Annotated in this window: 12 protein-coding genes; 8 read left to right on the forward strand and 4 right to left on the reverse strand. The window is 50.9% G+C overall.

The annotated features are described in order from the left end of the window. The first annotated feature begins 73 nt into the window (after window positions 1-73). A complete protein-coding gene (locus tag P2H89_RS16025; RefSeq protein WP_275828564.1) occupies window positions 74-697 on the forward strand; it encodes a hypothetical protein in 624 nt (207 codons plus the stop codon). On the opposite strand, the gene bioA is transcribed toward P2H89_RS16025, so the two are convergent. Further along, window positions 690-1,979 (reverse strand): adenosylmethionine--8-amino-7-oxononanoate transaminase, encoded by a 1,290-nt coding sequence (gene bioA, locus P2H89_RS16030; RefSeq protein ID WP_275828566.1) that lies wholly within the window; start codon window positions 1,977-1,979, stop codon window positions 690-692. The genes P2H89_RS16025 and bioA overlap by 8 nt on opposite strands. Before the next feature lie 135 nt (window positions 1,980-2,114). Between bioA and P2H89_RS16035 the strand changes: the two genes are divergently transcribed. The 4 genes from P2H89_RS16035 to P2H89_RS16050 are packed head-to-tail and all read left to right on the forward strand — an operon-like array spanning window position 2,115 to window position 6,222. Next, entirely contained in the window at window positions 2,115-2,696 is a 582-nt protein-coding gene (locus P2H89_RS16035) for an RNA polymerase sigma factor (RefSeq protein ID WP_275828568.1), read from the forward strand. Continuing rightward, window positions 2,674-4,341 carry a hypothetical protein gene (locus P2H89_RS16040; RefSeq protein ID WP_275828570.1) on the forward strand — a complete coding sequence of 556 codons (1,668 nt, stop codon included), beginning with the start codon at window positions 2,674-2,676 and terminating at the stop codon, window positions 4,339-4,341. Before P2H89_RS16035 ends, P2H89_RS16040 begins: the two co-directional genes overlap by 23 nt. A gap of 53 nt (window positions 4,342-4,394) precedes the next feature. After that, window positions 4,395-5,666: a hypothetical protein gene (locus P2H89_RS16045; RefSeq protein WP_275828572.1), complete on the forward strand. Its 1,272-nt coding sequence runs from the start codon at window positions 4,395-4,397 to the stop codon at window positions 5,664-5,666. 4 nt (window positions 5,667-5,670) lie between these two features. Further along, window positions 5,671-6,222 carry a hypothetical protein gene (locus P2H89_RS16050; RefSeq protein WP_275828574.1) on the forward strand — a complete coding sequence of 184 codons (552 nt, stop codon included), beginning with the start codon at window positions 5,671-5,673 and terminating at the stop codon, window positions 6,220-6,222. A gap of 10 nt (window positions 6,223-6,232) precedes the next feature. Here P2H89_RS16050 and P2H89_RS16055 read toward each other — a convergent pair whose 3' ends face one another. Together P2H89_RS16055 and queG are read right to left on the reverse strand one after the other, a co-directional pair. Next, window positions 6,233-6,724, reverse strand: coding sequence for a YdeI/OmpD-associated family protein (locus P2H89_RS16055; RefSeq protein ID WP_275828576.1), 492 nt, complete (start codon window positions 6,722-6,724; stop codon window positions 6,233-6,235). After that, window positions 6,702-7,658, reverse strand: a complete 957-nt coding sequence (gene queG / locus P2H89_RS16060) for a tRNA epoxyqueuosine(34) reductase QueG (protein ID WP_275828578.1) — start codon at window positions 7,656-7,658, stop codon at window positions 6,702-6,704. Before queG ends, P2H89_RS16055 begins: the two co-directional genes overlap by 23 nt. A 343-nt stretch (window positions 7,659-8,001) precedes the next feature. On the opposite strand from queG, the gene P2H89_RS16065 reads away from it, so the two are divergent. Further along, window positions 8,002-9,486, forward strand: a complete 1,485-nt coding sequence (locus P2H89_RS16065) for an FGGY family carbohydrate kinase (protein WP_275828580.1) — start codon at window positions 8,002-8,004, stop codon at window positions 9,484-9,486. A 51-nt stretch (window positions 9,487-9,537) separates the two neighbouring features. Here the strand turns inward: P2H89_RS16065 and P2H89_RS16070 are convergent, their stop codons facing one another. After that, the gene (locus P2H89_RS16070; protein WP_275828582.1) at window positions 9,538-10,593 is read right to left on the reverse strand and encodes a serine hydrolase domain-containing protein; all 1,056 of its coding nucleotides are present in this window, start codon (window positions 10,591-10,593) and stop codon (window positions 9,538-9,540) included. A gap of 219 nt (window positions 10,594-10,812) precedes the next feature. Here P2H89_RS16070 and clpB point away from each other — a divergent pair, with 219 nt between their 5' ends. Beyond that, window positions 10,813-13,431 carry an ATP-dependent chaperone ClpB gene (gene clpB / locus P2H89_RS16075; protein ID WP_275828584.1) on the forward strand — a complete coding sequence of 873 codons (2,619 nt, stop codon included), beginning with the start codon at window positions 10,813-10,815 and terminating at the stop codon, window positions 13,429-13,431. 211 nt (window positions 13,432-13,642) lie between these two features. Then, on the forward strand, window positions 13,643-14,215 hold the full coding sequence (locus P2H89_RS16080) for a thioredoxin domain-containing protein (protein WP_275828586.1): 573 nt from the start codon (window positions 13,643-13,645) through the stop codon (window positions 14,213-14,215). The last annotated feature ends 11 nt before the right edge of the window (window positions 14,216-14,226 follow it).

The raw sequence follows: 14,226 nt of genomic DNA on the forward strand, positions 1-14,226 counted from the left end.
TCCTGTTTATAGCAGATCCAGGCGGCCCTTCGGGGCCGTTTGTCGTTTATATTACCTTTACTGAAATTGTTATATGAGCGTACTGGATAAACTGGCATCTGTCCTTGGCCGCCGCGATGAAGTGCCCAACCAGGAGTTGGCACATGCCATCGTAAAGAAAAACGATGCGAAAGCCGTGAAAGAACTCGTCGATAACCTGCACCACAAAAACAAGGATATACAAAGCGATTGCATCAAAGTATTGTATGAGATCGGCGAACATAAACCGGCGCTCATAGCTGCCTACGCCCCTCAGTTCATTGCCCTGCTCGGTCATAAGAACAACCGGCTGCAATGGGGCGCCATGACCGCGCTAAGCGCCATTACCCTCGAAAATCCCAAAGAAATATACGCAGCACTACCTGCCATACTCGAAGCGGCCGATAAAAGATCGGTGATCACCAAAGACCATGCGGTGAACATCCTGATCAATCTATACAGCGTGAAGAAATACCAGGACGATGCATTTCCCCTGTTGATAGAGCTATTGGTAAGTAGCCCTGTCAACCAACTCCCCATGTACGCCGAGAAAGCAATGCCTGTCATCCTGGACAAAAACAAAGCGCTGTTCATTAAAACACTGCAGTCAAGACTCGATGATATTGACAAAGACACCAAACGCAAACGCGTGGAAAAGGTGATCAAAAAACTCAGTTAACCGCATTCAGTTCACCCAGTATTTCATTAATTGTTAAATACACCTTTTCCAGTTCCACTTCCGTAATGCAGTAGGGAGGCATCAGGTAAACGGTATTACCCAATGGACGTAAATAAACGCCACGGCTCAGCGCTTTTTGCGTGATCTCCCGGCCGATATTGTTCAGGTATTCATCTTTACCCAGCACCAGTTCAAAGGCAAACAGGGTACCGCAGCAGCGGATGTTCTTAGTGATGGCTGGAAATTCAACAGCTACCCGGCTGGCAAATGACTGGTGTTGCTGGCCGATACGGTCGATGTTTTGCTGGCAGGTTTCTTTTTCCAACAGGTCCAGACTGGCCAGCGCAGCGGCGCAGGCCAGCGGGTTGGCGGTAAAAGAGTGACCATGAAAAAAAGTCTTCAGTTTATCCTCTTCCAGGAATGCTTCATAAATGCGGTGTGTGCAGGCCGTTACGCCCAACGCCATCGTGCCACCGGTAAGTCCCTTCGACAAGCAAACGATATCAGGCTGATGCTCCAGGTAATGCGAGGCAAATAACTTACCGGTGCGGCCAAACCCTGTCATCACTTCGTCCGCAATACAGATCACCTCATGCGCCTGGCATTTTGCGATCAGGCCATCGAGCCGGGCTGCCTCATACATCAACATACCCCCTGCCCCCTGCACCAGCGGTTCATAAATCAGGCAGGCCACCTCCTCCCAGGGAATGCCTTGGTCATCCAGTTGAGATATGTCAAAATTTGCCTGGTGAACATCGATAAAGATCACCTCGAACAACTTGTCCTGAAAAGCCAGGGTAAAAACGCTTCGTTCGCTCACACTCATGGCGCCAAACGTGTCGCCATGGTACGAGTTATTGAAAGCCAATATCTTATTGCGATTCCGCTGGCCTTTGTTCCACCAGTACTGGATCGACATCTTGAGGGCTACTTCGGTAGCTGTAGATCCATTATCAGAATAGAATATGCGTGAAATAGCGCCGGGAAGCTTCTCCAAAAGCCGTTCTGCCAGCCGAACCGCGGGTTCGTGCGTAAAACCGGCAAAAATTACCTGCTCCAGGGTCTTTGCCTGCTCATATAGTTTTTCCGCAATATATGGATGAGCATGGCCGTGAATGGTGACCCACCAGCTGCTGATGGCGTCGATATAATCGTTACCGTCTGTATCTGTTAAATAACATCCGTCACCTTTAACTATGGGAATTGGATCCGGCATGTATTTTTGTGGAGTGTATGGATGCCAGATCACTTGCTTATCCCTGAGTTTCAATGAATTTGACATGGGTCAAAGGTAAGGTTCTTCCATTATCCCCAAAATGGGCGCCGGTTGTTGCCGGGCAGGCCGGGGATACAGGTCAAAAAAACTTGCAAGGGAAGCAGAAAAGTAGAATCGGGTGCAACGTCTTGGAATTGTAAAATGTCACGTGTAGTACAGAAAATGGATTATAACAGGCTGGTTAAAGATTGTATCAAGGGCCGACCGGACGCCCAGCGACAGCTCTACGAGCATTTTGCCGAGGGGATGCTGGGTATATGCTATAGGTACACTAAGTCGATGACCGATGCCGAAGATGTGTTGCAGGAAGGATTTATCAAAGTATTCAAACACCTGGATCAATATAAGTTTGAAGGTGAATTGGGGGGATGGATCCGGAGGATCATGGTGAATACAGCCCTCAATTACCTCAAAAAGAACAGCCGCTACCAAACCGACCTGGCTTATTTCGACACGAGCCTGCACCCTGTGTCGTCTGATAACCCTGAAGTGAACCTTTTGGCCAAAGACCTTGCAGAGCTGATCCGACAATTACCAACCGGTTACCAAACTATTTTCAACCTCCACGCGGTGGAGGGTTATTCTCATGTAGAAATTGGGAAGATGCTCGGCATCAACGAAGGTACTTCCCGTTCACAATATGCCCGTGCCCGTGCTTTGCTCATCACCTGGTTGAGAAAGCAAAATATGGAAACAAAAAATGAAACGTATGTCCGACCATGATTTTGAAAAACAGGTACAGCTGAAGCTGGAGCAACTGAAGTTGCGTCCATCTACAACTGTGTGGGCGGAGGTGGAAAGGAATATCCGCCTTCAAAAGCGCCGCCGCCGTATGCTGATATGGCTGCCGGCCGCCTTATTGGTGCTCGTTGCGGGGGGCTACCTGACGCTGAAGCCCGGGGCGCACCACATCGATCAGCCGATCGTAAAGAAATCCTCATTACCTGTATCACCAAACAATACGCCATCGAGCCAGAATTCTACTCCTGTTACTGCTACTGAAAACAATACACCTGCCAACACACCTGTAGAACATACTAATGACCAGGCGGTTGCTGCTACGCAGCCTGCTGCTGATAATCAGTCAACCACCACGCTCCCGAACGACAATACGGCACCAGCTGTAAAGCCCGTAGAAAAAGCGCCGGTATCGGTAGCTGGTAAAGAAAGTTCAACGCCTGCTGTAAAACCTGTAATAAAACAACCATCAGCAGTAACTCCTGAAAAGACAATATTTAATAAAATAGTACCGGCCCCGGCTACGGTCAAAGCTACACGCAAACCCGATAGCGGCCGCAAGCAAACCGGCAATGGCCACAACCGGTCGGGTAAAAAAACTGATCAGGATAATGGCCTCGCCACCAACAAGTCGGCGCCCGAAAATCCCTTGTCTGCTGCATCCAGAGCTGCTTTGAGCCCTGGCGCACCCGTTACCGCATTGCCCGTGGTGGTAGATTCTGCGGTCAACACGGTATCGGTAGGCGATTCCGCACTGGCACAGGTAACGCCTGTTGATAGTGCAGGTGTTGATACAGCGCAAGCCCTCGCTGTAACAGCGCCGGCCACTCAGATCCCCGCAGCCCAGGCACCCGATAAAAAGTCTGTTGCCAAAAACATACAATCCAGGAAATCAGGTACCAAAGAATCCAAATGGCAGTTCGGTGCACAAGCCGAAGCTGGTTCCTCCGGTATAACGCAGGATGGACTGTTTGGGCTTAACCAGGAAGCAGCTGTGGCCGATCTTGCCATGAACAGTTTTGCTCCTCAGTTCCCCCGGCCGGTCGTCACCAAGGCATCCAACCTTACGATGGGGCTGTCATTCTCTGTTGGCGGTTTTGCCCAGCGCAAGCTCAGCAATCGCCTCAGCCTGTCCGCAGGGGTGCAATATGCTTACCTCAGCGCCCGCCAGGTAGTAGGCACTAAGGTGGAGAATAACCGTACCGTAAACCGGGCGCCAGCATTTTCCCAAATGGTGAGCTCCTATTACGGTGGCAATAACACAGAACAGTACACTAATAAATATCATTTCCTCGAGATCCCCGTAACCCTGCATGCCCAGCTGAACAAGGGCGAGCGTTTGCCCATAGGCTGGGATGTTGGCTTCTCGGTATCAAAACTGCTTAATACGAATGCATTGCATTACGACGGATTGGGCGGTGTATACTATAAGGACAATTCCCTCTTCAATAAAGTACAGTGGGCAGCCTCTACCGGTTTCTTCGTGAAACTGTTCCATAACGGCAACCATCCGCTGTCGGTAGGTCCTGTATTGCGTTATAACATGACGCCGCTCCTGCAAAAAGAGTTCTCAACCGGTCAGCACCTGTGGTCAGTGGCCCTGCGCGCCAGTGTGTTGTTGAAAAAATAGAGAACAGGCAACGGCCGGGGTTATTCTGCTGTCAAGGTTTAAAACCCTTCGTTATGACATGGATTAACCAACGCTTACTGCTATGGGTGGTGTGTGCCATTTCAATAGTATCGATGAATGGCTGTCTGAAAGACAATTGTACACGCACCTATTCAATTTACCTGCCGGTGTACAAAACACTCACCGAAGTAAGAGCGGCCATGAAGAGCGGTACATCCCGAACGGTAAAAGAACCTGGTAAACTCTACATCTACGGCAACTATATATTCCTCAACGAGCAGCAAAAAGGCATACACGTCATTGATAATTCCAATCCGGCTGCACCGCGCAACATTTCCTTTATAGATATAGCCGGCAACGTAGACCTTGCTGTGAAAGGAAATACCCTTTATGCCGACTCCTGGAGCGATCTGGTGACCCTCGATATCAGTGATCCGAAGGATGTTAAACTAAAGAATATCCTGAACAATGTATTCCCGCACAGGAACCGGTATTACTACCAGTACAATCCGGCCAATGTTAATCCGGATTCATTGAAAGTGATAGTAGACTGGATTAAGAAGGATACCTCAGTCGATTGTGAATCGTACCGCATATTGTATGAGTCCTTTTATTCATTGGCCAGCGCCGACAGAGCCGGCAATTATGCTTCGCCCAATTTTGGCGGTATGGGTGGTTCCATGGCCCGCTTTACGCTCATGAACAACTACCTGTACACGGTTACCAATTCTACCCTCAACACATTCAGCATCTCCACTCCGCAGCAGCCTTCGTTGGTAGCAAAGAAAGAGCTGAACAATTGGAATATAGAAACCATCTATCCATTCAGGGATAAGCTGTTCATTGGCTCTTCATCGGGCATGTATATCTTCAATGTCAACAATCCGTCCGCGCCGGAGCAACTGGGTACCTTCTCGCATGTACGCAGCTGCGACCCCGTAGTGGCCGATGAAGATTATGCCTATGTTACGTTGCGTTCGGGAACGGCTTGCCAGGGATTCACCAATCAGCTTGAGATCCTGAATGTGCAGCAGCCAACAAGTCCCTCTCTGGTAAAAACATATCCCATGACCAACCCACACGGATTGTCGAAGGATAATAACCTGCTCTTCATTTGCGATGGCAAGGATGGTGTAAAAGTGTATGATGCCAGCAATGTTAATGACCTCAAACAGATCAATCATATCGGTGGATTCGAATCGTACGATGTGATCGCCTACAACAAGCACGCGATCGTAGTGGCCCAGGATGGATTGTACCAGTACAACTACGCCGACGTAAAGAATATTAAACTGCTCAGTAAGATCAAAATAGCTAAAGACTGATCGTATGCGGAATCGTTCTTTATTGATCACCATAGTGCTCTGCTGCGCGGCTTATTGGTCTATGGGGCAGTCAAATTGCGTGGGGGAGAAGAGCAGGTCGCCCTGGCGGTTTAGTTCCATCAACAGCATCGGCGTGGCAGCGGGCGAAAACTACAATAGCCTGTTGATACAAAGCGTCAATGGCTTTCGCTACAAGACCTGGTTCATAGGGGCGGGGCTGGGATTGGATGCCTACCGTGATATTAGTTTCCCCATATTCCTCGACCTGCGCAAGAGCCTGTTCGCGAAACCCAGCACGCCGTTCTTGTATGCCGACGGCGGTTTCCAGATCATGGCCGAGAAAAATGATAAGAATAAGGAGCAATTCGATTGGAAGATCTTCCACCCTGGCGTGTATTACGATGTGGGCGCAGGCTATTACTTCGCATTGAAGAACAAGGATGCCTTACTGATGAGCGTTGGATACAGCAGGAAGGAAGTGGAGATCGAGCAGGGAATGGGCCGGTTTGCGTACCGCTTCAACAGGTTCTCCTTTAAGATTGGCTACAAGCTGTAAAAGATAGTTTTTATTCATCGCCGTTTTTCTGTCGCAATGTCAACCCCCGGGTTAATCGGTTAATGGCTTCGGCCATCCGGTCGATCCGGGTTTCTTCTTTTTTGGCTCCGTACATCCAGTCGATGTATTGTTTTTGTTCGCCGGGTGGCAAGGCGAAGAAGGCCTTGTGGGCAGCAGGTTCATCCCGCAGGCAATCGAGCCATTCGCCCGGCATCTCTAAAGGATCTGTATGGGCATACAATACTACTTTTACCAGGTCGCCTTCCCCTTTTTTGATATGTTTCCTGATATCGGCTTTTACGGGCATGAACATGGAACCATTGGCCATCGGCATCAGGTTATAGGCCTTCAATTCATAATCGTCGATAAAGCCCCTTACCTGCACCATACCATGTTTGCCGCGCTGCTCCCGGGTGATCTCCTTGATGACGATATAGGTCCAGCCTCCTTTGCCGGCTACCTTCTGCAACCGGTATCGTTTATTCACCAGCGGTTGTTCCATGATCGGTATTTTGTACAAACGACAAATTACGTTGTATGCCCTGATACTTCGACCTTTTAAGAGGCGAATGACGGAATATTTTCCGGAAGGCATCTTCCGTCATCGATTGCCATTCGGCAGTGGAGAAGTTCAGCAGCTCGGGGATGGGGGAGAACTCCGTTTCGCGCGTGGGGGTAGAGAAGCGGTTCCAGGGGCATACATCCTGACAGGTGTCGCAACCGAAGAACCAGTTGTCGAACTTATCTTTCATATCCGAAGGGATCAGCTTCTCTTTCAGTTCGATGGTAAAATAAGAGATACACTTGCTGCCATCGATCACCTTATTATCGAGGATGGCGTCGGTGGGACAGGCGTCTATACACTTACGGCAGGTGCCGCAGTAATCCTTTGCAAAAGGATCGTCGTATACCAGCGGCAGGTCGGTGATGAGGGTGGCGATGAAGAAGAAAGAACCCCCTTGTTTGGTAAGCAGGTTGCCGTTGCGGCCAATCCACCCGATACCGCTTTTTTGCGCCCAGGCCCGTTCCAGCACGGGGGCCGAATCGACAAAACCTCTTCCCTGCACTTCGCCGATCTGCAGTCTGATGTGGGCGAGGAAGCGGTTGAGCTTTTCGCGGATCACTTCATGATAGTCTTTGCCATAGGCATATTTGGAAACCTGCAGCGCGTCGGGATCCTGCTTTTCGGCCGGGTAATAATTGAGCAGCAGGGTGATCACCGATTGAGCACCCGGCACTAACCTGGTAGGGTCTATCCGCAGTTCGAAGTGATTTTCCATGTACCGCATGGAACCATGCATGCCCTGTTGCAGCCAGTTTTCGAGGCGCCGGGCATCTTCGTCCAGGCGTTGCGCCCGGGCGATGCCGCAATAGTCGAAACCCAGCTCGCGGGCCAGTGATTTAATGAAGGCGGTATGTTGCTCTATGGGGCGCATGCGGCAGTGGCGGGCAAGAACGCTCCATTTGGGGCGCCCGCTGGCCGCAATTTAGCAAAGAAAACACGAAGGAGCATTCGGCACCTGTTCACGCCGCGATCCAGCGCCTGGGTTTGTCTCTACCATGTTGCCCACCACCACACCCAACATCTTCAGCCGGCCCGGCATTCGCCACCGTAACTTCAGGCGCCTCTCCCACACCGACCCTTGCCGGCAAAAAAGTATCAATTATTTGTGTTATTTCTACACCCGTCAATTATGGCCCCAAATAATCGCCCCTCCATGAAATAATTGAGTAAATTGGCTACCCGATAAGCAAATTCAAACAAACTAAACAGCGATTGTGAAATATTTACTTGGAGTCGATGTCGGCTCTTCCTCCGTCAAAACAGCCCTGATAGAAATAACCACCGGAAGGATTGCCGCCACTGCCTTTTCCCCCTCCGAAGAAATGCAGATAGATGCTCCCCAATCCGGCTTTGCCGAACAGGACCCCGACAGGTGGTGGCAGGAAATGCAGCACGCACTAAATAAAGTACGCCAGCAGGTACCCTTCAAAAGCGATGAGGTAGCAGCCATCGGCATATCCTATCAAATGCACGGACTCGTATGTGTCGATAAAGCAGGCAAGCCATTGCGTCCATCCATCATTTGGTGCGACGGCAGGGCTGTTACCTATGGTAACAAAGCCTTTCACGACCTGGGCGAAGATTTCTGTTTGTCCAACTTCCTCAACTCACCGGGCAACTTCACCGCATCAAAACTCAAATGGGTGCGCGAAAACCAACCCGATATCTATAAGCAGATCCACAAGATCATGTTGCCCGGCGATTACATCGCACTGCGCCTTACCGGCGATGCCACCACTACTGTATCGGGTCTGTCTGAAGGCATTCTCTGGAACTTTAAACAGCGCAGCATTGCGAAAGACCTGCTCAACTACTATGGCATCGACGAAAGCCTGTTATCGGCCATCGTGCCCACCTTCGGCGAACAGGGCCGCTTAACCGCCGAAGCTGCCGCCACCCTGCAGCTGAAAGCGGGTATTCCCGTTAGCTACCGCGCCGGCGATCAGCCCAACAATGCTTATTCACTCAACGTACTGCAACCCGGCGAAGTGGCTGCCACCGCAGGCACCTCCGGCGTTGTATATGGAGTAACAGATAAAGTAGAATACGATCCAAAATCCCGCGTCAACACCTTTGTGCACGTAACGCATACCGAGCAACAGCCGCGTTATGGCATCCTGCTTTGTGTAAACGGAACAGGTATCCTCAACAGCTGGCTGCGCAAGAACTCCTTCGGCAATGCCTCCTATGCCGATATGAATGCAGAAGCGGCAGCGATCGCACCCGGTGCCGACGGACTCCAATTCTTCCCCTTCGGCAATGGCGCCGAAAGAGTGCTGGAAAACAAAGATCCCGGCGGGCAATTGCAGGGCCTGCAATTCAACCGGCACCACCGGGGCCACGTAGCCCGCGCCGCGCAGGAAGGCATCGTATTCTCCCTGCAATACGGCATGGAGATCATGCAGCAGATGGGCATGCAAATGAAGACCATCCGCGCCGGCCATGCCAATATGTTCCTCAGCGATGTATTTGGAGCTGTTTTTGCCAATACCACCGGCTGCACCGTAGAGTTGTACAATACCGATGGAGCTGCCGGCGCCGCCCGGGCCGCCGGAGTAGGGGCAGGCATCTACCCCGACTTCAAAAGCTGCTTTGCCGGCATGAATGTGATCAAAAGACTGGAACCCACGGCTCAGTTGCAGGAACAATACAAGAACGTGTATGGTGAATGGAAAACCGCCCTACTGAAAAGCCTGTAAAAAACAGAAAATTATACCCGGGGGCCGACCATATTGGTCGGCCCCTCGAATTTATGGCTTGCAGGCGCCCAACTGGTCGTCGACTGCCTCTTTGAATTGCAGGTAAACCTCCTTCTTCTGCTCGCCCAGCAATGTCTTCACGAAAATGATCGCTGCATAGTTGCGGCATTTGTCTACATAGGGCCAGGTACCGAATAGCCCGGGGCTGCTCACTACGGTAGCATTGCCATTGGCATCCTTTTCCTGTATCCACTCGCCATAGCCATATTCATAGCCGGTTGCAACGGCCGGCGTGTATTTTACCGGTAATCCGGGGAAGTGATTTTTCTGCATTTCGGCCACCGCCTCTTCGCTTAAGATCCGCTTGCCTTCAAACGTCCCTTTATTAAGGATCATCACCAGGAAGTTCATATAATCCAGTGCGCTCGACTGCGCCCCACCCGAAGGATTGGGCGCATTGCCATTGTCGTCATTAAATGTGGTGGCTTTCATCTTCAGCGGACGGGTGAGCCTTTCCTGCACCAGGCGGCCAAAATCTTTTTTGGTGACGATCTCGGCTACCCGCGCAGCCAGGTTGAGGCCGCTGCTGCCGTAGGCAAACTCCTTACCGGGATTGTTGGAGATCTCTTTGGCCGCAATGGCGTTGGCTTCGTCTTCCAGTGTCTGGAATTTCCGGCGCTCCAGGAACTTGGCAACGCCATTCTTCCCATTGTCGATACCTGTAGTATGGGATAAGCATTGGCGGATCGTAATATATCCTTTCATGTATTTGTCCAGCACCGGGATGTATTTGCTAACAGGATCATCGAGGTCGATCTTTCCCTGGTCTACCAGCGTCATGATCGTAGCGGCTGTTAGCCATTTGCTGCAGCTGGCAATAGGTGCCTGGGTCTTGGCGGTGAAATCGGTGCCGATCTCTTTTTTATAGATTACCTGCCCGTCTTTCCACACCAGCGCTACTAGGTTGTTTCCCAACAGCTTTTTGTTCCTTTCCAGCAATTGGTCTACCCTGCTGAAGTCGTATTGCCCATGGGCTATCTGCAAGAATAACAGGCCAAACAACAATAAACTGAATTTTGGACAGGTTTTGGGGCTTTTTAATGACATAAATGCCGGAAATTTTTGGTTGGATTGCGATTTGTGATAAGGGGTTAAAGTTATTGGAAGATACGGCAACTGAACATTGAGGGTTGGCACAATGTTGTTATTAACGAATTATTTATCGCCCCCTCCCCATAGCCCACAGGCCCCCGGCCAAACACACCGCAAGGGCCCAGGCTATTGACCGCTTCAGTGACCATCGGCCAAAACCAAAAAGAAGAAACTATGAATCTGAATAATTTTACAATCAAGGCACAGGAAGTGATCGCGCAAGCGCAACAGATCGCTTTTAACCAGGGCAATGTAAATATAGAAACGGAGCATTTGTTGAAGAGCCTGCTCGACCAGGAGGATTCGCCCATAGAATACCTGCTGAAGAAAAATAATGTGACGATCAACCTGCTCGAAACAAAGCTGGAGGAGGCCATCGAAAAGCTGCCCAAAGTAAGCAGCGGTGCCCAGCCTGCCCAGCAGATCAGCCGGGATGCCAACAATGCCATATTGCGGGCCGGTACCATCCTCAAGCAATTCGGCGACGAATTTGTAAGTGTGGAACACCTGCTCGTATCCATCATGCAGGGCAGCGACAATACAGCCCGTTTACTGAAAGATACCGGCCTCACCGAAAAGGGATTGGTGGCTGCCATCAAAGACCTTCGTAAAGGCGATACCATCAAGAGCCAAACACAGGAAACGCAGTTCAATGCACTGAACAAATATGCTAAGAACTTGAACGAACTGGCCCGTCAGGGCAAACTCGATCCGGTCATCGGCCGCGATGAAGAGATTCGCCGTACCCTGCACATCTTATCGCGCCGCAGCAAGAACAATCCTATACTCGTGGGAGAGCCCGGCGTAGGTAAAACAGCCATTGCCGAAGGGCTGGCCATGCGCATCGTGAATGGCGACGTACCGGAGAACCTCAAGAGCAAGATCATTTATGCACTCGATATGGGGCAGTTGATCGCAGGCGCCAAATACAAAGGTGAGTTTGAAGAAAGACTGAAAGGCGTTGTGAAGGAAGTAAGCACCAGCGATGGAGAGATCATTCTCTTCATCGATGAGATACATACCCTCGTAGGGGCAGGTGGAGGCGAAGGAGCCATGGATGCGGCCAATATCCTCAAGCCGGCCCTTGCACGGGGCGAGTTGAGAGCCATCGGCGCCACTACCCTCAATGAGTACCAGAAGTTTTTCGAGAAAGATAAAGCGCTGGAACGCCGCTTCCAGAAAGTGATGATCGAAGAACCATCGGTCGAAGATGCGATCTCGATCCTCCGCGGATTGAAAGACCGTTATGAAACGCACCACCATGTGCGCATCAAGGACGAAGCGATCATCGCGGCGGTAGAATTGTCTCACCGCTATATCACCGATCGTTTCCTGCCCGATAAGGCCATCGACCTCATCGACGAAAGTGCCGCCAAGCTGCGCCTCGAAATGAACAGCATGCCCGAAGAACTGGACAAGCTCGAAAGGCAGATACGACAACTCGAGATCGAACGCGAAGCCATCAAACGCGAGAATGATGAGCACAAGCTACGCGAACTTAATACCGACATAGCCAACCTGAGTGTAGAACGTGATACGTTCAAGGCAAAATGGAAGGCAGAAAAAGAGATTGTTGACAAAGTACAAAATGCCAAAGCAGCGATCGAGCAACTGAAGCTCGAAGCTGAACAGGCAGAACGCAATGGCGAATACGGCAAAGTAGCTGAAATACGCTACGGCAAGGTAAAAGAACAGGAGAAGATCATTCAGGACCTTTCTACACAGTTGGAGGTGATCAATGAGAAGCGATTGTTGAAAGAAGAAGTGGATGCGGAAGACATTGCAGAAAATGTGGCGAAGGCAACCGGCATCCCGGTGACACGCATGTTGCAGAGTGAAAAGGAAAAACTGTTGAACCTGGAAGACCATCTTCACGAACGTGTGGTAGGACAGGAGGAAGCAATCACCGCCGTAGCGGATGCTATCCGCCGTAGTCGCGCAGGCCTGCAGGATCCCAGGAAGCCTATCGGTTCCTTCATCTTCCTCGGTACAACCGGAGTAGGTAAAACGGAACTGGCAAAAGCCCTGGCCGAATACCTCTTCGACGACGAAAGTATGATGACGCGTATCGACATGAGTGAGTACCAGGAAAAACATACGGTGTCGCGGCTGGTAGGCGCCCCTCCGGGATATGTAGGGTACGACGAAGGTGGTCAACTCACGGAATCCGTGCGTCGGAAGCCTTACAGCGTGGTATTGCTCGATGAGATCGAGAAAGCCCACCCCGATGTGTGGAACGTATTGTTGCAGGTACTCGATGACGGCCGCCTCACCGACAACAAAGGGCGCGTGGTGAACTTTAAGAACACCATCATCATCATGACCAGCAATATCGGGAGCCACCTAATCCAGGAAGCATTCGAAGGTGTAACAGAACGTAACCTCGACGAAGCGACCGATAAGGCGAAAGTGGAGGTAATGAACCTGCTGCGTCAAACCATCCGCCCCGAGTTCCTGAACCGGGTTGATGAGGTGATCATGTTCCAGCCCCTGCTCAAAAAAGAGATCAAGGGGATCATCTATATACAGCTCAACAACCTGAAGAAGATGGTAGCCGCCAATGGCATCGATCTTCAGTTCAGCGAGTATGCAGTCGATTACCTCGCCGAAAATGGATTCGATCCGCAATTCGGCGCAAGGCCCCTCAAGCGGCTGATCCAAAAAGAGATCGTAAACCAGCTTTCCAGGCGGATACTGGCCGGCGATATCGATAGAACGCACCCGGTACTGGTCGATGTGTTTGATGGGGTAGTGGTGTTCCGGAACGATGTGCCCAATCACGTGGCTTCCTAAGGTAAGCATGCCACCAATGAAGCGCTAAAATCGTCTATATAGCATATTACCAAAGCCATTCTGCCGCGAGCGGAGTGGCTTTTCTTTTACTGCACAGATAACCAGCCGGTTGCCTGTGCAGTGCTGCATTCACCCGCGTGTGTTCAGGCATAGACACTCCGGGTACGGCAACCAGCCGCAATCATCGTAAAAGGTAAAAAGGAGATCGAATATGGCAATAAACAACAGACCTAAGATCATCGACATCATTTCACCCAAGGAAATCTGGCAGGGACCTGCCGGCGCCCCGGTGAAACTGGTGGAGTTTGGCGATTATGAAAGTGAGGATTGCGCCAAAGCGCATGAGGTGGTCAAGAAGCTGCTCAATGCTTATGGCGATCAGTTGAAGTTTAATTTCCGGCATTTTCCGCTTACACAGATCCATCAGCGCGCGCACAAAGCAGCTGAAGCAGCGGTAGGCGCAGTACAGGCCGGGAAGTTCTGGGAAATGCACGATACCCTGTTCCGTAACCGAAAGCACCTGGGCCAGGTAAGCCTCAAGGAATACAGCCGTGAAGTTGGCATCAGTGATAAGCACTTCCTCACGAGGCTCATCGATTCGTTCTATGGATGGACGGTTCGCGCCGATCTCATGGATGGCCTCGCCCTCGGCGTACGTGACGTGCCCTGTTTTTTCATCAACGATCAGTTATATACCGGCCGGCCATCTTTCGATGGCCTCAGCAAAGCCATCGATGAGGCCTTGCAGACAAAGCGGAAAACGCCGGCCAAACAGAACGCCTAAAGTCGGGGGAG

The sequence above is a fragment of the Paraflavitalea sp. CAU 1676 genome (assembly GCF_029223285.1).
Taxonomy (GTDB): domain Bacteria; phylum Bacteroidota; class Bacteroidia; order Chitinophagales; family Chitinophagaceae; genus Paraflavitalea.